The sequence below is a fragment of the Novipirellula herctigrandis genome (assembly GCA_007859835.1).
In the GTDB taxonomy this organism is placed as follows: domain Bacteria; phylum Planctomycetota; class Planctomycetia; order Pirellulales; family Pirellulaceae; genus Novipirellula_A; species Novipirellula_A herctigrandis.
This window is the reverse complement of sequence record SJPJ01000001.1, coordinates 7,941,703-7,961,675: the sequence shown is the minus strand read 5'-3', so window position 1 is coordinate 7,961,675 and position 19,973 is coordinate 7,941,703. Positions and strand designations below refer to the sequence as shown.

General features: G+C 54.3%; 12 protein-coding genes and 1 pseudogene. 8 read left to right on the top strand and 5 right to left on the bottom strand.

The features are described 5' to 3' along the window. Positions 1-19: 19 nt before the first annotated feature. Positions 20-1,585: an AAA family ATPase gene (locus CA13_RS28980; RefSeq protein ID WP_146402605.1), complete on the bottom strand. Its 1,566-nt coding sequence runs from the start codon at positions 1,583-1,585 to the stop codon at positions 20-22. Positions 1,586-1,797: 212 nt separating this feature from the next. Here CA13_RS28980 and CA13_RS28975 point away from each other — a divergent pair, with 212 nt between their 5' ends. Then, positions 1,798-2,022, top strand: a complete 225-nt coding sequence (locus CA13_RS28975) for a hypothetical protein (RefSeq protein WP_146402603.1) — start codon at positions 1,798-1,800, stop codon at positions 2,020-2,022. A gap of 175 nt (positions 2,023-2,197) precedes the next feature. Further along, complete coding sequence (locus tag CA13_RS28970; RefSeq protein ID WP_146402602.1) at positions 2,198-2,581, top strand: hypothetical protein; 384 nt, start codon at positions 2,198-2,200, stop codon at positions 2,579-2,581. A 114-nt stretch (positions 2,582-2,695) separates the two neighbouring features. Here CA13_RS28970 and CA13_RS28965 read toward each other — a convergent pair whose 3' ends face one another. Then, positions 2,696-2,911 carry a hypothetical protein gene (locus CA13_RS28965; protein ID WP_146402600.1) on the bottom strand — a complete coding sequence of 72 codons (216 nt, stop codon included), beginning with the start codon at positions 2,909-2,911 and terminating at the stop codon, positions 2,696-2,698. A gap of 201 nt (positions 2,912-3,112) precedes the next feature. Here CA13_RS28965 and CA13_RS35820 point away from each other — a divergent pair, with 201 nt between their 5' ends. The 6 genes from CA13_RS35820 (at position 3,113) to CA13_RS28935 (ending at position 14,800) form a co-directional block, all read left to right on the top strand. Further along, positions 3,113-3,265: a hypothetical protein gene (locus tag CA13_RS35820; RefSeq protein WP_419195189.1), complete on the top strand. Its 153-nt coding sequence runs from the start codon at positions 3,113-3,115 to the stop codon at positions 3,263-3,265. 369 nt (positions 3,266-3,634) lie between these two features. Continuing rightward, complete coding sequence (locus CA13_RS28955; RefSeq protein WP_146402597.1) at positions 3,635-4,171, top strand: sigma-70 family RNA polymerase sigma factor; 537 nt, start codon at positions 3,635-3,637, stop codon at positions 4,169-4,171. Beyond that, complete coding sequence (locus tag CA13_RS28950) at positions 4,168-5,739, top strand: FecR family protein (RefSeq protein ID WP_146402595.1); 1,572 nt, start codon at positions 4,168-4,170, stop codon at positions 5,737-5,739. The genes CA13_RS28955 and CA13_RS28950 overlap by 4 nt, the downstream gene beginning before the upstream one ends. Positions 5,740-5,771: 32 nt before the next feature. Beyond that, on the top strand, positions 5,772-8,468 hold the full coding sequence (locus CA13_RS28945) for a sulfatase/phosphatase domain-containing protein (protein WP_419194966.1): 2,697 nt from the start codon (positions 5,772-5,774) through the stop codon (positions 8,466-8,468). Between the two features lie 41 nt (positions 8,469-8,509). Then, complete coding sequence (locus tag CA13_RS28940; protein ID WP_146402592.1) at positions 8,510-10,015, top strand: sulfatase-like hydrolase/transferase; 1,506 nt, start codon at positions 8,510-8,512, stop codon at positions 10,013-10,015. Between the two features lie 6 nt (positions 10,016-10,021). Then, positions 10,022-14,800, top strand: coding sequence for a sulfatase-like hydrolase/transferase (locus CA13_RS28935; RefSeq protein ID WP_146402590.1), 4,779 nt, complete (start codon positions 10,022-10,024; stop codon positions 14,798-14,800). 173 nt (positions 14,801-14,973) lie between these two features. Here CA13_RS28935 and CA13_RS28930 read toward each other — a convergent pair whose 3' ends face one another. From CA13_RS28930 to CA13_RS35815, 3 genes and pseudogenes are all read right to left on the bottom strand, one after another. Continuing rightward, entirely contained in the window at positions 14,974-15,909 is a 936-nt protein-coding gene (locus tag CA13_RS28930) for an aryl-sulfate sulfotransferase (protein ID WP_146402589.1), read from the bottom strand. Beyond that, a complete protein-coding gene (locus CA13_RS28925; RefSeq protein WP_473087516.1) occupies positions 15,906-18,053 on the bottom strand; it encodes an HzsA-related protein in 2,148 nt (715 codons plus the stop codon). Before CA13_RS28925 ends, CA13_RS28930 begins: the two co-directional genes overlap by 4 nt. 1,524 nt (positions 18,054-19,577) lie before the next feature. Continuing rightward, positions 19,578-19,874 (bottom strand): annotated as a pseudogene (locus CA13_RS35815) (discoidin domain-containing protein); the annotation flags it as partial. Positions 19,875-19,973 lie beyond the last annotated feature (99 nt).

The following is a 19,973-nucleotide window of genomic DNA, read 5'->3' as shown; positions in this document are numbered from 1 at the left end:
CGCGCACGGGCGGGAGCGTTTAGCCGGTTGGTTCGGACGGGGTTGCGGGTTGCGGTTGGGTTGAATATTGGATGGGTTTGTTGGGCGCGAACCGCCAACGGTGGGCCAGACCGGTGGCCTCGGCCTGCTTGAGCAAGGTACTCGCCCGACGTTCGGACAGCCCTGCCTCTTTCGCCTCAGTCGTGATCACCACGGTCGGTTTCGGTTCAACACCCACAAACGCATCCGCGAACCGCTCAGCGGTCCACTCCGGCACGTCGGCCGGTTTGTCTGGCTTGGTCTTTCGGCGTCGAGATTCGTTTCGCAGGTTGGTTGGGTCGAGTTCCATTTCCACATCCCATACAGGGAAGTTCCATCGCAGACAGACAGGATCGACGGGCGGCCAGGAACGTACTGCCGCGTCGAGCACGATCGCTCCGTCTTGTTCATGCGGCCGAAGCACTAGGTGCGAATCGGTCGCCCGAGCTTGGCTACCAGCGCCCGCACCGACGTCGGTGATAGATTTAAAGGACTGGTTGCCCTTGCTGGTGTGGTGGATTAACACGAAAGCCGAACCGAGCATCTCGGCGTAGCGATCAATCGTGTTGTAAACGCTCGCCATCGCAGCGTTGTCGTTCTCGTCGGAATCAGCTGGAAGCATCCGATAGAACGCGTCAATGACGATCATCTTAAAACGGTTTTCAAAGACGTGGTCGAAGTACTGCCCGAGCGAACGGATGTCTTTGAGGTTTCCGCGAAGGTTCGAGACGAACAAATGGTCGGCGACGTCGTCGGGCGTGATACCACGAGCGTCCATCACCTTGGGAATCCGGTTCGCCGAAGTCGTCGGATGTAGTTCGTTGTCGATGATCAGCACGTCGCCCCGTTCGGTGTCGAACCAACCGAGCCACGGACGGCCGGTAGCCACGGACAACGCCATGTCGCTAGCCAACCACGACTTGTCGACCTTCGGTGGAGCGATGACGTTCATCGTTTTGCCGGCACGAAGTAGGCCATGAATGATTGGCCGCTTGAGCAGTGGAAAACGATCGAGCAATCGCCGCAGGCTTCGCGGCCGGATATCCGCCGCACGTGGGAGCTTATCGTCAGTCAGCTTTAGTAGATCGCGGATTTCGTCGAGTTGGTCTTGGGTATCGCTATCGATGTCTTCGTGAGGCCGTGGTGGCATGTCGATTTTGTCCGGACGCAATAACCCCTTGGCCCACCGCTGCACTCGCGTGTTCCAGCCGCGCATCGCAATGGTGCCGATCGTCCGCGTATCGAAGCCGATAGCAGAGAAGTGTTCCCATCCCTCGATCGCGATCCAGACCGCCTGAGCACGCCCCCGAGCCATCGATGCATCGATTGGGTGGTCTGGCCGAAACAGACAAACCCCGTGGTCCCCACCGACAGCTTTTGCACGAACACTGTCCCTGGCCAACATCAATTCACGAAACAGCGTCCGATTTGGCTGTTTCCAATCGGGAACGCCCATCGCGGTCTTCGCGAACCAATCCCGATACGCCTTCTCCGCTTCAACGGCCAGCGTCGTTCGCGGGAAGCAAGGTCCGTCGTTGTAGATTCGTGTTGGCGTTATCTCATCCATGAGCGAACCGGTGCTTTATGTTAAATATGGGAGCCATTCGCCGATCGTGTTGCCGCCACCGTGTGGTACCAGTTCCCCTAACTGTTGACGCAGAGTTTAGAACCGGCGATAATTACATCGTTGTCCGGCTGGTCGTCGGATCCCAACGTTGCCATCAATCTCTTGGGCGAAGCTTCAGCCAGCTGGATCGTCACTAAACCAGGAACAATCACATGCTTGCTTTTGGTGCACCGGGCCTGATGGAGCTGATCATCATCGGCGTCATCTTGTTCATCCCGGTTGCCGTCGTGGTTGCGTTGGTCGTCGTCCTGACACGCAGCCGTAAAGCGTCCGGTAGCAACCCCAACTTAAAACCGTGCCCGGATTGTGGGCGATTCGTGTCTCTCCGCGCTACAACCTGCCCGCAGTGCGGGTGCCCACTTCAGAGGGAGCAATAGCGATCAGCCGACCTTCGTCGGGGTATGGCACTAATGCCGGATAACTAACGCATCCAGCGGAGTGCTCGATGCACTGTTTCCTGTACCTATACTTTTCTCCTCGCACCCGCTGATGCGAGATGTAATCCGACTGAAAACCTATCCATCCAACGCACATCCCCCCAGGCTTCGTGGTATGAAAAATCTCACAAAACATTCGATGGCTCTATTCATCATCGCACTCACAGCAATCGCGACGTACCGAATCTCGTTAGCCGATAGCACCGCGACATCCCAACTCCCTGGCATTAACGAGTTCGGCGATTCACCTTGCTTGGTCACTTTCAACATTGGCCCCGGAGGCGGTCAAAGTATGGGAGGCGTCCAACGAACGGTTCTTGTGAACGCTACGTTTACTGACATTAGCGGCAAGCGGTTTCTTGGTGGGATCGTAACTGACAAATACACAAAATTCACACGATTGGACGTCGAGTTCCCCGGTACACAGGCGTACATTTCGTTCGATCGCATAGCCTGTATCGAACTCCTTGACGTAGCAAAAGACCAATCGGGCGGATGACATTGCGATGCACCGGAGCCGTGTCGTCCTCCGCTACGACCCGGTGATCGCAATTCGTTCGCCGTGCTGGCACATGATGAATCTCCGAATGTAGAAAATGGTAACGGTACGCCATTAGTCTACATCCGAGGATTTGGTGCCGATCGGTTCGTTCTTGGCTCGTCGTTTTTCCAGAGCTTCCATTGGCATCCGATCAGTATCCTCGGCCGCAGCAGTGGTTGCCTTATCTTTCGTCTTCTCGTGCACATCGATCAAAACCGCAGCCCAAGCATCGGCAACGTCATCGGGCAATTTGTCTTCGTCGTCATTTGGCCTATCGTTGCGATCCAAGGCGAGCCTCCGTGCTTGAAAGAAAGACCTGATAAAACGCAGCCAAACGTAGATAACGACGCTTTTGAAAACGGCGTAGGCGAGTGCGTGCGGGCATGAACCAAATGCAATAAACAATTGGAAAAACGTAGCGTTCGAGTTCCACGCCTTGCCGTGGTGACGCGGATACTCTTTACACTCTTCCTTTTTGGCACGGGAATCATGACGATAGACTTTGCCCGAAATGGTTACCCCGTTAGCGATCGAAGACCGCTCCCAAGTATCCCGGAAACACGATGCGGCGTCGATTTCAAGAATGGGACCGACGCCGCTGAATCGGACGCGGCAGTGTTCACCAACACTGATTTGGTGTGATTGCCGAATAAAAACTCCCCGTGCAGGCCCGTTTTCGTGAAAGTTTGAAAAGTTTTCTCTGTCTTCGATGCGGAGATTGACGGCACTTGCTGAGTCTCCGCCCCATCCAGCCAGTGTCGTTTTAACTCTACAAGAGAAGTCTCGGCTGATGCGGTATGCTACCTCGGCGATCCAATTTGAATGCGTGTGATCAAGATCCTGAACTCTGCGGGGGGCCCTGATAGGCTTCGATGCGAGACACCCAAAAGCGTGAACTCAGGAGAAAGTTACCGAGATTTCAAAGAATTGTGCAAGAAAGCGTGGCTCTGTCATATTGAGTAGGTAACGGGCGCTGGTCCCGAGTCGGTATCCGAGGAAACAATTTGTCCTATGCCCCAGATTGACAACCATGATCGTTTCATGCGACTGCTGGTCGCCAATCAGCCCAAGATCTATGCAGCAATCCGGTCACTTGGATTGAATCAGCACGACGCGGAGGATGTACTTCAGGATACCGCGTCGGTGCTGTGGAGACGATTTGATGAGTTCCAAGAGGGGACACATTTTGACCGCTGGGCGTGCAAAGTGGCGAGACTGCAAACGCTGAGTTTTCGTCAGAAAGCTCAGCGAAATGCATGCCTGCTGGATCACGAGACGATCGAAGTGCTCGCCAGCGATGCCGAATTGCTGCATGACCAACTTGCAGGCATGCATACCACACTGGACGAATGCCTGGATCGCTTGGAGGAAGACGACCGCCGGATGTTGGATGAACGTTTCCTCTCAGGGCGGACCAACAAGGAGATCGGCGGACTGCTGTGCAAATCCGAATCAACAATCAGCCGCGCCCTGACTCGGCTCTATAATTCGCTTTTGGCATGTATTGAGCACCAAAGCGAGCCAACCGCCGGCGGAGGTGTCGGATGAACTCCAACGGTCAACCAAACCACGACACGTTCGAACTCGTTTCCGCCTATCGAGACGGAACGATTTCGCCCGTACAACAAGAACATCTCCAACGCCTACTGCTGTCCGACGCCTCGGCACGTGAATACTTCCTACGGTTCATGACATTGGAAGCTTTGTTGGAAGCACGTTTTCCAGTCAGCCAACCAAACCTTCCAGTCAGCCAACCAAACCGCGAAGAAGCACCTATCACGTTGTTACCGGAAACCGTGGGCCGATCCTCGCGATCGAAACGTTGGAAACCTGTCATGGCCGTGGCAGCCACGCTGTTGTTCGTTGTCTCCGGTGTCGTGTGGCAAACAGGACATGAAAAGGTGCCGTCGATTGCCCTAGTCGCTGATTTGACGGATGTCTCCTGGGCACCCGGACACCAATCTCTTAATGTCGGCGACAAAGTGCCGCCAAGCCGCATTCGTTTGCGCCACGGCATCGTCCGACTCAGCTACCAACACGGAGTCGCGGTGACGATTCAAGGTCCGGCTGACTACGAGATCCGAACGCTTGACAATGCCGTGTTGCATCATGGTCGGATGGCTGCCTATGTGCCTGATGGGGCCGAAGGATTTTCGGTTTCGACGCCGAATGCCAATGTTGTTGATCTTGGTACCGAGTTCGGCTTGACGGTCAGCAACGATGGCGAAACCGAGTTGAGTGTCTTTGACGGTAAAGTGCAACTGACATCGTCAGCAGAGAATGACTCGCAGATCGTGCTGGCCGGGCTTGCCGTCCGAGTCGACAAAGCAGGACGCATGCGTCACGAGCCGATTCACTTGGCACCGTATCGAGATGCTCGCGATTCGCTGTTCCGGCAAAGAATGGTATGGGAACCATTTGGGCCAGGTTCGGGTCAAGAATTCCCGGGGCGAAAGGGGCGAGGCTGGCAAGATGCCTGGGCAATACAGACTCGCGCCGGCTCGATAATTGAAAACGAAACAGGCGTCTTTAGCGAGCCAACGCTGTTCCCTGGCACTGAGTTTTTCTTGGGGATCGCCGCGGCAGCAGACAATTCGACTGAATCGTGTCAGGTTCGTGTCGCACGCAGTTTCGGCTCCGTCGATCGGTTTTCTACCAACGAGCCCTTTACGGTTGAGTTATTGTTGCGTCTGGATTGTGAGCCGCAAGATGTCAAGAGCATCCGTTTGATTGGCGCTGAGGACAACTCCACTGCGTCCAACCTTCCACTGTGGGAATTCGAGGCAGCCCAGATTTGGCAAGCAGGATCCGAACATTTGGCATGGCAGTTCAGGCCTTCAAGCAGCAAACACACCGAGCCGCTGACACTCCGAGTCCTGCAAGGAGTCTCCATACGATGTTTCATTGAAATCGATCCACTGATGAATCAATGTCGAGCAACGATATCGAACCGGCGCGTCTCCATCTCAATGAAACAAGCTAATGAGAGTTCCCAGTCATTTGCTTCAGACGGACCAGTACGCCTTGCCTTCGAGGTTATCGGACAAGAGGGCAAAGACGTACGTTTCTCGATGGACGCCATTCGAATTCAAAACCGACCGACGGCAACACAATGACCAAGTCACCTACCCATCAACTCAGGAAACCCATGATGAATCGCGCCTTGCTCGGACTTCTATTGGTCTGTGCCTTCACATCCATTGGTGGGGAAAAAAAATCAAGTGCTAACGAAACCCAAGCCAACGAACGCCCCAACATTGTCTTCATCTTCAGCGATGACCATGCACTGCGGGCCATCGGCGCCTATGGCAGCGGACTGAACGAGACACCGAACATCGACCGCATCGCCAAAGAAGGTGCGCTGTTCACACGAAGCTATTGCACGAATTCGATTTGTTGCCCTTCACGGGCCTCGATACTGACCGGCAAGCACAGTCATAAGAACGGAGTCACTCGCAACGGTTCGCCCTGGACGAGCGACCAGTTCGTTTTTACAAGGGCACTTTCACGCTCAGGGTATCAGACTGCCGTGATCGGTAAATGGCATCTGCGCGGCTGGCCGACAAACGAGTTTGATCATTGGAAACTGCTTGCCGGTGCCGGAGGCCAAGGGCACTATTACAACCCCGAGTTTCAGTGCATGGACGGGAGCACGGAACAGATCGAAGGCTATTCGACCGACGTCATCACGGACCAGTCGATTGCGTGGATGAAGAAGCAACACACAGCGGGACAACCATTCATGATGATGTGCCAGTTCAAGGCACCCCATATCCACCGAATTCCCCCACCGCGGCATATGGATATCTGCGATGGGCGCGATGTACCCGAACCGGACACATTGTTTGACGACTACCAAGGACGCACGCACTATGCCGAAACATGCTGGATGCGGCTATTCGGGATGCAGGAGCATATCCTGAATATCACGCCACCGGCCGGCCAGTATGACATGAACCAGCGCGAATTTCAGTTCTTGGGCCGGATGACGCAGGCACAACGAGACGCGTTTCATCGTTCGTACGACCCAGAGAATGACGAGTACCGCCGTCTTCGAGCGGCTGGAAAGTTGGAAGGCAGACCGCTCGATCGTTACAAGTACCAACGATTCTTGAAAGATTACCTCGGTTGCGTTGCCGCGATCGATGATAACGTGGGTCGGATCTTGAATTGGTTGGATGAGCAAGGATTGTCAGAAAACACAATCGTCGTCTACAGCTCGGACCAAGGCTTCTTCACCGGCGAACATGGATGGAACGACAAACGGTGGATGTACGAAGAAACAGTCTCGATGCCACTGATGATGCGTTGGCCGGGTAAGATCAAACCAAACATGAATGTTCGCGCCATGGTCCAGAACATCGATTACGCGCCAACATTCTTGGACATCGCCGGTGTTCCGATTCCTAAGGAAGTCCAAGGCCGATCCATGGTTCCTTTGTTCGAAGGCGAGACGCCAAAGGATTGGCGTGATTCCATCTACTACCACTACTACATGGACGGCGCCTACAACCTGCCCCGTTTCGAGGGCGTACGCACTGAGCGATACAAGCTGATCAACTATTACTTCCCCGAACAAGATTGGGAGCTGTTCGACCTAGAAAAAGATCCGCACGAATTACGCAGTGTTCATGCAAATCCCGACTACGCAAAGATCCGAGATGCGATGAAACGGAATCTCGAGCGTCTACGCAAACAATACGACGTCGCCGAGCCCGAAGCCGCACCGGCCGACGGCCTCTCGGAAGAGAAAACGGGCATCAACGCTCGCGACACCTCGTATCAACGGGAATCCAGGTTGCCGGACCTGGCACAACCGATCATCGATACCGAGCCCGATCCGCTGAGCGACGGTATCGAAGTCGGCAGACTCGAAGATGCAGGTTGCGATGCCCACACGATGCAGCGGCTTGCACAGCAAATTGCCGAAGGAGACTTTGGAGATATCGACTCCCTCCTTGTCGCATCGAGTGGACGGCTTGTCCTGGAAAGTTACTTTCGTCGCGGTCGTGCAGATTTCCCCCACTATCAGATGTCGATCACCAAGTCGCTAACCGCCTTGGCTCTTGGCCGAGCCATCGAAGGGGGTTTTATCGACGATCTGGATGCGCCCGTCGTGGATTATCTGAAGAACGTTGACCACTCGAAGCTGGCCACGGGCACTGCTCAAATCACCGTCGCCGATTGCCTAAACATGCATTCGGGCATCCGCGTTTCCGACGAGAGGGCTCAAGCGGCACGGCGTCGGCCCGGTGGCCTCAAGGGGCAGATGCAGGCGGAAATGATCCTCGCCTCAACCGCGCCGATAACTGCCGCCTCGAAGACCTACAAATACCAGGGCGCCGACCCGTCGTTGGTGATGCAGGTTGTCGAGGCCGTTGTCCCGGGCACTGCGGAAGACTTCATCCGCCGAGAGATCTTCGACCGCCTAGGCATCTCGGACTATACCTGGCAACTGGACGTCAGCGGATTGCCCAAAGCGGCCGCTGGGTCGAGCCTGCGTTCGCGTGACATGCTCAAACTGGGGATGGTAATCGCTGACGGTGGCAGGTGGAACGGCGAGCAACTGTGGAACGAGCAGTTCATCAACAAGGCGGTGAGCCCGCTTTACACGAACAAGGTCGGGCACACTTACGGCCATTTCTGGTGGGGAAGCGATGCGAAAATTGGAACGGAGATACACCGCTGCATCTCCGCACGTGGCGCTGGCGGTCAATTCATTTTCATACTCCCGTCACTTGACTTGATCGTCGTTGTCACAAGTCACAACAAAAACCAAGCCATGCGTAAACCCTTCGAGATCCTGGAAGACCATATCCTGCCGGCGTTTCATTCGACTTCTTAAAGAGCTCGCCTGTCAAACAATCAACGAACTCCCCACTCAGCATGAACAAAACGAACAACACACGGCCTCGGGCCACCACGTCCAACAATCGAGTGTGCGTCGCCATCGCGCTGCTGACGGTATTCGCCCTGACAACAACCGCCGTTGACGCATCGTCGCCCAAACCCAACTTTGTCCTCATTTTTGCTGATGATTTGGGGTACGGCGACGTGGGCTACCAGGGCGGCGAAGTTGCTACACCTCACATCGATTCGATCGCTGAAAGCGGAGTCGTGTTCACAGACGGCTACGTCACGTGTGCCGTTTGTGCGCCGTCGCGCGCCGGCATGCTGACCGGTCGATACCAACAAAGTTTTGGTTTCTGGGACAATATTGGGCCCTTCCGACGCAACAAAAATGTCGAGCCCGGCATCCCCGCTGATCTTCCTATCCTATCGGAGCGTCTTAAGGCACTCGGGTACGCCACCGGTTTGTTTGGCAAGACTCACGATGGTGATGCCGAAGCGATCATGGCATTCAACCGCTGGGACGAGTTCTATGGTTTTAACAATGGCGCGTCGAACTATCTGGGCGACATGAATCGGTTGCACAATCCAATCTTTCATAACAAGACGATTGTGAGTTCATCCTATGCGGACCGTGGGATTACGCATGACCAGGTGAACCACAAGGGCGTACTGGTTCGTGATACGCAAAATTACCTGACCGACATGCTAGCCAATCATGCCATTGAGTTCATTGACGCGAACAAAGATCGGCCGTTCTTGTGCTACATCCCCTTCAACGCGATTCACGGCCCGTTTCAAGCACCAAAGGATTTCGTGGAGAGGTATTCGAAAGAGCCAAACGATGAGCGTCGTCGAGTAATGGCGATGCTTGATTCGATGGACCAAAACATCGGTCGTGTCTTGGAGGCATTGCAGCGCAATGACCTGGAACAGAACACCTTGATTGTCTTCCTCAGTGACAACGGCGGCCATGAGTCATCACCCAATCGCCCCCTTCGAGGCAAGAAAGCGACGTTCTGGGAAGGCGGCCTGCGTGTCCCGTTTTGCCTGCAGTGGAAAGGCAAGATCCCGGCTGGCAAGGCAGTGTCGCATCCGGTCATTTCGTTGGACTTGATGCCAACCTTTATCAAAGCAGCAGGCGGAAAGATCGACCCGGATTGGAAACTGGACGGCGTCGATTTATTGCCGTTGGCTGTTGGCGCCAAGAAAAACCGGCCAAAGCGAACGCTGTATTGGGCATGGGGCCCGCGTAAGGCGATCCGCCAAGGTGACAGGAAGGCCTTATCGACTGACAATGGCAAGACTTGGCAAATGTACGACCTGGCAAACGACATCGGTGAGCAGCATGATTTGGCAGCAAGCCGACCAGAGGAACTGCAAACGCTCATTCGCCAGCATGACAAGTGGGAAAAGACTTTGATGCCGCCTCAATGGGGTTGGAATGGAAACCTTGGTTTCCGTGACCCCAACTTTGGCAAGCCCAAACCCTATCACGATCCCGATTATTTCTCCAACACGCAACTCGAAGTAAATGAATAGAGCAAAATGAAAACTCTCCTTCAAACAATCGCGATCGTTTGCATGATCGCTGTTCCAGCCGGCGCTCAAGAACGACCAAACATTCTGGTCCTGACCGTTGACGACATGAATTGCGACTCCGTTGGTGTTTTCGGTTGCGCCGTTCCGGATACGACTCCGAACATGGACCAATTTGCCAAGGCCGCGATGCGATTCGATCACGCTCATGTTCACGCCAGTAGCTGTATTCCGTCGCGAAATGTCGTGATGACCGGGCGATATCTGTTCAACAGCGGCATCGAGGGTTTTTACCAGTTGCCAAAACAACAAGTGACGTACAAAACGACACCAGACATTCTTCGTGAGAACGGCTACTTCACGATGATCCGGGGCAAATCCAGCCATTCGTCCCCCTACCATCCCTATCCCGCGTGGGACATCAACTTTGACGAAGAGTTGAAAGCCAACCGAATCAACATTCGTGACACCCGGACGTTCTACGAATACACCAAGAAAGGAATCGACGCCGCCAAGGCTGCCGGCAAACCTTTCTACTTCTCAATGGATATTCACGATCCACATACCGCGCTGTACAGCTTTTCGTACAAGAAAGGAACCGTTAGCACCGACCTGCTTGGCCAAGATAGGGACAACCCGCCAAGCCGCATTTTCAAGCCAGAAGAGGTCATCGTGCCGAGTTTTCTGCCCGACACGCCGCTGTCGCGTCTGGAAGTCACCGCCTACTACAACAGCGTGCGCCGCGCCGACGACTCCTTCGGCAACGTCATTCGGGCGTTAAAAGATTCCGGTGTCTATGACAACACGTTCGTCGTCTTTTTTTCCGATCACGGGATGCCATTCCCGTTCGCCAAGACGGCGATGTACTACCACAGCACGCACACGCCGCTGATGATCCGCTGGCCGGGAGTGACCAAAGCAGGAGCAAAAGACAACCAGCATGTCATCGGCACGGTGGATCTCCTGCCAACCTTGCTGGAGGCGGTTGAAATCGAGCAGCCCGAGGGACTCGACGGCCGTTCGTTTGCATCGATTACGAAGGGAGAGCGTCAAACCGATCGTGAGTTCACCTACGTGATGTACGAAGAGAACGTGGGCGGAAATCGGCAGCCGATGCGTGCAGTTGTCTCGAAAGACTACTCCTATATCTGCAACCTATGGTCCGATGGGGAACGGCGGTTCGCGACGGCAACACGCGGCATGGCGACGACGGCTGAAATCGAGCGACTCGCTAATGAGGGTGACAAGCGGATGCAACAGCGATTGCACTTGTTCAACCATAGCGTGCCCGAACAGTTCTTTGATCTGAACCAAGATCCCGATGGCCTGGACAACTTGATTGACAGTCCCCATCACCAAGTCGTGATTCAAAAGCACCAACGGGCGATGGTTCAGTTGATGGAAAGTTCCAACGATCCGATGCGGGATGTGTTCCACGAACGTGACAACAAGAAAACGGTCGCCGCTTACTTAAATCAGCTTGATGTCCAGTCGAAAGCGAGAAAGGCCAAACCTGAGATTCATAAACGTGGCCATCAGCAAAAATCATCGGCCACGAAACAGCCAAAATCTCGCAAGTCAGAACAACGGGCTAACACGAACAAACCCGTCGACGGTCCCAATGTCGTACTGATCTATGCCGACGACATGGGTTGGGGCGACGTAGGCTACCACGGTGTCAACGACATCCTCACTCCCAACATCGATCGTTTGGCAACCGATGGCGTGCAATTCTCGCAAGGCTACGTCTCGGCTTCGGTCTGTGGCCCTTCGCGAAGTGGACTAATGACCGGCGTCTATCAACAACGAATGGGGTGCGGTGAGAATCCAAACACCAGCGGATTTCCGGACGACCCCAAGTTTCCGTTTGCCGGCGTGCCAAAATCGCAACCGATGCTGTCGGAGATACTACAATCCGCCGGATATCGCTGTGGAATGGTCGGCAAGTGGCACCTAGGGCTGCACGAGTCGATGCGTCCTCATGCTCGTGGTTTCGATTCCTACTACGGGTTCCTCAACGGCGCTCATGACTACGAAAAAGCTCGTCCAGTTTTCGGCAAAAACAAGGGACTCTGGCCGCTATTTCGAAACAATAAGATGCAGGGTGAGTACGAAGGCTACTTGACCGACACGTTCAGCGACGAAGCGGTCCGGTTCATCGAAGGCCAGCGAGACACCGAGCAGCCGTTCTTTCTTTACGTGGCCTACAACGCGGTTCATCATCCGTGGCAAGTCCCCGATAAATACCTCCAGCGAACCAAGCATCTTAGCGATATCGAAGACCGGCGTTTCTTTGCCGGCATGGTGCTGGCGATGGACGATGGTGTCGGCCGCATCATGCAAGCACTCGAAAAGTCGGGCGTCAGTGACGACACGCTTGTGATGTTCATCAGTGACAACGGTTCGCCACGAGGCCAGGGTCTCGATCACCCAACCAAGGATATGCAAAAGGAACGCGGCGATTGCACGATGTCCAGCCCAGGACCGTTTCGTGGTTTCAAGGGCGATACTTACGAAGGCGGTATTCGCGTGCCGTTCGTGATGCGTTGGCCAGGAAAGATCAAGCCAGGAAGTCGCTATGATCATCCGGTTGTTAATCTCGATGTCGCGCCCACGATTCTTTCGCAATTGGGAATCAAGCAAACACCGCAGGGCTTTCCGTTTGACGGTGTCGATTTGATGCCGTATCTGAGCGGTAAAAAGGAAGATCAGCGTCCTCACGATCTATTGTATTGGCGGCGTGACGATGACTATGCCATTCGTAATGGCGATTGGAAGCTAGCCTGGAACGACGCCAGTTGTCCAGCGGATAGCGATACGATGCTGTTCAACTTGGTCGAAGATCCAGGTGAGCATCATGATCTGAGCGGCAAGCACGCTGATATCAAACAGCAGTTGCAGGATCAGTTCGACGCCTGGGACAGCCTACTGCCACCAAGCCAATGTTGGGGCAGTCCGAAGAATCGCAAGCCAAATCCAGATGCTCCTACCGAAGCACCGATGACCGCTGCGGAGCCAAAACGGACGATCCGTAAGAACGCCCAGGAACTATCGGCCGTCGATGCAACGCTGCACGGAACGGAGATTCGCAAAGGCCCTCAAGTGATCTCGCATTGGCGAGAACCAAGCGAGTGGGCAGAGTGGAGCTTCACTGCGAAGGCTTCCGGTCCGCATCGCGTGTTCGTCCAGTATGCGGCACCGCACCCGGCAAACATCGTTTTGTCGGTGGCCGGCCAAAAATTCACCTCGATTCTGCCATCCCGTCAAAACTGGGGCGATACCGGCGAACAACTCGTTGGACAAGTTGATTTGGAGGCAGATCACCCGTATCAGCTGATCGCAAAACCGGGGCAATCGTGGCGGGCGGTCAACCTGCGCAGTGTCGTGCTCGAACCGTTATCGGATAACAGTAAAACGCGGTCATTGGATCGGCCGAACGTCGTACTGATCATGGCAGATGATCTGGGTGCCGAGTGCATCGGTGCGTACGGATGCACGGCTTACCAAACGCCGGCGCTGGACCACTTGGCGTCCGTGGGAATGCGGTTTGACTACTGTTTTGCACAACCGCTGTGTACGCCGTCTCGCGTCAAAATCATGACCGGGCGATATGCACATCGAAACTACACCGGATTTGGTAAATTCGATACTCGGGAAATCACCTTCGGCAAAGTGTTGCAGAACGCGGGTTACCGCACGTGCATGACGGGCAAATGGCAGTTGGGTGGTGATTATGCGACACCCATCGAAATGGGATTCGACGAATACTGCCTGCAAAACGCCATCGTGCCTGCGGAGCCGTTTGAGCGAAGCACAAGAGGACGTGAGCGGTATTGGAGTTACCCTGTGATTGTCGCCAACGGCAAGTTGTATGAAAGCGAACAGCAATATGGCCCGGACATGCTTTCGGAATACGCAACCAAGTTCATCAAGCGGCAAGCCGATCGCAAGAGACCGTTCTTTTTGTACTATCCAATGATCTTGCCACACTCACCCTTCGCCCCCTCGCCACGATCAGTTGATGGTGACAAGAGCGGTGCACCAATATCAGAGCTGAAGTACTTCAAGGATATGGTTGAGTATGTGGACGTTTTGGTGGGTCGAATCGTCGAGACTCTCGAAGCGACCGGTCAGCGAGAAAACACGTTGATCATGTTCACGGGAGACAATGGCACAACGTATCCGGTAAAGGTGACGGCACCCGCGCCCGAGGGATACCCAAAGGTATTGGGAATCGACAAGGTGCGTCACGCGAACCAGCTTCCACGCGGCGTCCAGCCAACGCGGCGTGACGGTGCTTGGGAGGGTCCGTTGACCCAAACGGATCATGGCGATATCCCCGGTGGCAAAGATTTGATGAACCACCGAGGCACACACGTGCCCCTGATCATCGATTGGCCTCAGTACCGCGGGACTTATCAACAGATTGGTCACGCTTGCAACGACTTGATCGATTTTAGCGATTTCTTCACAACCATTGCTGATCTCGCCGAGGCAGAACTGCCGACCGACCGGATCATCGATGGAGTTTCGTTTGCCGAGCGATTGAAAGGTGGCGAGGCAAGTAAACGCGACTTTGTGTTTTGCCACTACTGGGGTTTTGGCCGCAACAAGAAGGAAGCACGTGAGTCGATTCGGAACCACCGATGGAAGTTATACGACGACGGCAGTTTTTTCGATCTGCAGAAGGATATCGAAGAAACGTCTCCGCTGCAAAGCTTCGATGCGGAAGCCAAAGCCGCCCGACGCCAATTAACGCGAGCACGTGAAAAACTTCGGTCGAACTAAAACGACCTTGTGCCAACTGATTCACCTGGAACAATGTGCCTCTGCGGCGAAGTGCCGACGAACATATCGCTCGACATAACCTGCGGTTATGAAACAACACGAATCCAACTAGCCACCGACCCACAAAGAAACCGACTCACAGAGTAACAGAGCACAGCCTCCGGATAGACAACTCAATGCAGGATTTCGCCTTTGGTGACGTCACCGGGCACATCCAGAAGTTGGATCGTCGAAATCGTCTTGATGGCTTTATGGTCAGCGAATGTCCACACTACTTTCTTCTGAGGTGTGACCTCAATGACGTGCGGCGCGCTGCCGAAACGACCGTGACCTAACCAATTCGTCATTACGGTGTTTCCACTAGGTAGTCGCTGTAATCCAGACATGAAGGCCAACTTGATTCCGGGCAAATCTTCGCTTGTCACTTGCCAAACCGTCTTGCCTTGCGGATCGCATTCGAACACGTGAGCCGGTTCGTTGCCGGAGTCACCGCATGCGATCAACGTATTCCCGTTGGGTAATCGTATCGCACTGTGCGGTCCACCGGGGGCCAAAAAGTCGACCAACGGATCGCCCTCCGCGTCATATTCACGGACGACGGCCTCACCGTAATGGGTCACTAAGTAGTGTCCGTTGGAAAGTTTTCTCGCGTTTCGAATAAAACTGTGACCACCGTCTTTTCCCACGGGGAGTAAATGAATCTGTTTAACAATCTCGCCTTTAGGATCGACCTCGAGCAGTCGGCCCGCGTTGCACTCTGCGATGAAGGTGTTGCCGTTTTCGAGTCGCTGACAAGCATAAATCTCACTTTCCGACTGGTACGAAAAGACAACATCTTTCGCTCGATTGACTTCCTTCACTCCATGCCCCGTAACGAACAACAGGTTGCCATTGGGCAACACCCAAAGGTCGTTACAATTTGGCGCGGGGTATTCCCACTGGACCTTGCCATCCGCCGACACGATCAAGACTTTGCCGCTGCTGTAATCACAGCAAACAAACGGATGGGAGACGCCGGTTTGGATCGCGTCCGCGTTGCCTTTATCGGATTGGGCAAAGGCGGATGTAAAAAGGGCGGTCAGGAACAAACCCGTTAGTAGTATTTTCATTGCTTTTCACTGCTACAAATGACTCGGAACCCCACGTTAAAGACTTTCATGTAAGGTTTGTAATCGACGCGACTTCCCGCCGAGCATCGTTTTGGTCGATCATAGAAAGAGCCTCCGCAAGCCAGTACTCGCTCCGCCTCGTTTCGCGACGACGTCCATTCCCAAACATTTCCGTGCGTATCATACAATCCCCACGGATTGGGCGTAAACGAGGACGCTTGCGGCATCCCCTGCTCGCCATCCGGACGGGCAGCCTGATACATCGGCGTTGATAACATAACGCCCGTCTCATCGCGTGGGAAACGTTGGGTTAAAAAGATTTTGTCATCCCATTTTCGGTCTCGCGGAACACGATCGTCATACTTGCCGGGATTGGGGATCAATGCCGTCGTTGTGTAATATCCGGTGTTCGTGTTAGCAGCAAATTCCGAGAGCCGAACATCGCCCAAGTTTGCGTACGGCGTAAAGTCGTCTCCGAGGTTACCGAACCAGAAATCACGCTCGCTGCCGGCTCGACAAGCCCACTCCCATTGATCTTCGCTGGGTAGCGAGAACGTTTGCCCCGTTTGCTCTGAAAGCCACTGGCAAAACGCATTGGCTTGATTCCAATCCACTCGGACGGCTGCCATTTCGTCTCCGTTCATGTTGTAGCACAGACGTCCAAATTGGTACCCGTATCGGTCCTCGCGACGTGAATTGAATTCAGCTTCGAAACAACGCATTTGTTCGTTGGTCGTTTCGAACTGTGCCATCCAAAACGGCTGGTCCACTATCTTCAACTCGCCCGCGGCGTTGACATACTCACCCGCTGGAATACGCACCAAGCCAAGTTCGATGCCGCTGCCCAAGTCAATCGACCAAGTGGCATCGTCGCTTTGTTTTGTCACCGCCTTATCGGCTGAAAACGGCCAATCCGTGGCCGAAGGATTACGGATTCTCTCACCTTGTTTGCTTGGCATCGCAGACGGCGGTTGGAACGATAATTTGTTCGGCAACGGGTCTTGCTCCTCATAGTCCGTACTAATCGAAGCATACCGTTGGGCCAATTCGATTCGCCGCCCGTTCAGCTGCTTGACTCGCTGAGCCGGTTGCTCACCGACCGCGGACCAAGTGCCATGGCAGGGCGCGTTCAAGTCGATCCATGTAATGAGTTGCTGCCACGAATTCGCATCCAACTGGACATTGTAATGGCGCCGCTCGCGAAGCATCTGGACCAACTCGGTTGTATCGGCATGAAACTCAGCGGGCGAAAGCATTTGCAGAGGTCCTTCGATGCCATTTCGCCTTACGTATCGTTCCAAAGCAACATAGGAAACCGGGAAATTGCCGCCGCGTGCTCCGCCACCGCAGTTTCCGCCATGTTTGCTCTTCCAATCGGTAATCGTTTGGTCCCCTCGCAAATCCACAAGCCCTTCACCGTTATCTTGATCACACAAAATGTCGGTCGGGTACGTAATGCCGTCGATCTTAGGCAACTCCGCCGCTGGTGAGCCATTGTGACAACCGACACAGTAACGATCCAATACAGGCTGCACTTGATGTGGAAAACTAAAACCGCGAACCGCCTTGGAATTCATTTCGATCGGCGTCGGCGGTCGCAGCGATGCCTTGGTTTGCCCTAGCGATCCAACGGTATTTTGGTTCTCGTGACATCCCACACACGACACCACTTCCCCCGGCATCCCAACCATCCAACTGCGCATCAATTGAACGGCTTTGCCCTCGTCATCGAGTGGCTGCATGAAAATCGGAGTGTTGGCGGGAATGGTAAATGACGCGGAACCGTCATCCTCCACTGGCACGTTCCCGAGCACCCGCTTGATGTCCCAGGGCCCGTCCGCTCCGATCGATCCGAGCAACCCGCCCGTGCCGTCGGTGCTAAAGTAGTAAGCTCCTATCCGTAGCTGCTTGACGGTATGACGCGGGATGTCCTGTAAGCCATGACCTGCGTAAACATCGGCTAAAAAGACCGTTGCGTTCTTCTCGCCCGGCACGGTTTTATCGGCTAACCATTGTGGCCGCTCGCGCACGGTTAACGGGATCGGGTCCAAAATCGCACAACCTTCTTCTTGATAGAGCAACGTTAAATTGTCGAATATGTCGACCAAATAAACGCCCCACAAAGCATCGGGGCCCGGCTTCATCGCGACAATAAAATCGTTTTCGCTGAGCGGGAAAGGATGCAGGATATGTGGCCATCCGAAATCAGCCAGCCGGTCTCGTACCTCTGGCTCAACGGTTTTGTTCCAGCCGGGGATTTCTCGGACGACACCTTCTGCTTCACGTTGCCCAAGTTTGGGATCAATCACGATCATCCGACCGCTCCGAGGCGTGCCATGGTGTCCGGTCGCGATGCCAACAATCTGCGAGTCATGGCCGGGAATCGGGCGTGGATAAAAATACGACGGCATGAAATAGGACCCCGAACCGTAATACGCCATCTGCTGCGTTCCGTCCGGATTCATTTGGAACAAAATCCGGCTATTGCTGTGCGGCAAGTCACTGTACTCCCAGCGTTGATACATCACATGCCCATCCGGCAATGCGGTGGGATTCCAATCGCTGTCTTGCTCAAAAGTCAATTGTCGGATTTCACCGGTCCCGCGATTCTGTTTGTATAAGCATGTCATTCGCCGTGCACCATACTCGCACGGAAGTCCCTGATAAGAGGCGGTCGAACAAAAGATCAACTCGTCCGGATCAGCCAGATAACACGAGTCAAAGTGCCCGACATCCTCTCCGTCATCGGGAGTCACTTGGCGAACATTCGGTTCCACGGATCCATCAATCGACAAGTCCATCTCGAACACGCGCCAATTGTCTTGCTTCAGACCAATCGACGAAAACATCATTCGGGTCGCATCAAAATCGACTTCCAAATCCGTTATCAATCGACCGTCGGTGTTGTAAAGCGTTTCTACCATCGGTTCGCTCAACAAATTCGATAACTGAGCGATTTCGTTGTCCCAACCACGGCGCGGCATGGTGTCATTAGTATGCGCATTCAACGTCCCAACGCCTAGTTTTTTCCCCATTGCCGAACGCGCCTCATCACCAAGACGCCGACGCACGACCACCATTTTGGAAAAGTCCAAACGTGGATTGCGAAACAGCACATCACGATAAAAACGCACCAATTCGGCCGCCTCGCTCCAGGCACCCTTTCGCCCAACCGAGGTTTGATTCCGCAGCGAATCAATCGATGAATGGTAAGCGTGTATTCGCGTGCGAATCGCATCGGCGTCGGGATAGCGGTCGGGATAGCGAACGACGAGGTCTTCCATCGCTCGCTGGAAAGCATCCAAGTCAATTAATGCAAATTGTTGACGCACATCATTCAGACGGTCCGCCTTTTCTCGAATTTCGTTGTAGAGCTGATTCCAACGCTCGTCGTCAAGCGGAACACGGCGGGCAATCATGTCTTCGCGCATCGACGCGAGTTCTTCACCGTCGTCCACTTGATTCAATAGTGACGCTAACGTCGTTCGAGCCAAGTCGTACCGGAAACGCCAATCGGTATTGGAAGGAGTAAGCGTTACCGAGCGAGTCGACCACTTGCTGACACTCGATTGAGTACATGGCATTTTCAAGGCAAGGTTCGTTCGATGGTCATCCGGTGCAAACACCATCACCTCGTCAAGATGCATCCACGTAGGCTCCGATGCTACGATGCGAAGGAAACGAGTCTTGACATTTGCCAACTTGGCATCAATTTGTTTGTCCGCGTTTGTAGTGAGGCCGTGTCGATAGACCGTTACCCACTGCTTCCCATTGTCCGATGCTAACAATGCAAACTTCGCCAACCGTTCACTCTGGTGCGGTGCAACGATACGCACCAAACCGATGGATTGGACGCTTCCCAAATCGACTTGCCACCAAGCGGGACTATCTTGAATTGTGTGCGTGCTGAAAGAACCTGTGACGATTCCATCGACCGCACCGGCAGCATCTTCAGCCGCTGTCACGTCCGCCGAGGAACGGAGAGCCCGTTGCAGTCGCTCCGCGAACTCAGCGCCATTTAGCTGTATCGAGCCTAACAAAACAAAGGACAGTGACGCGAAAAC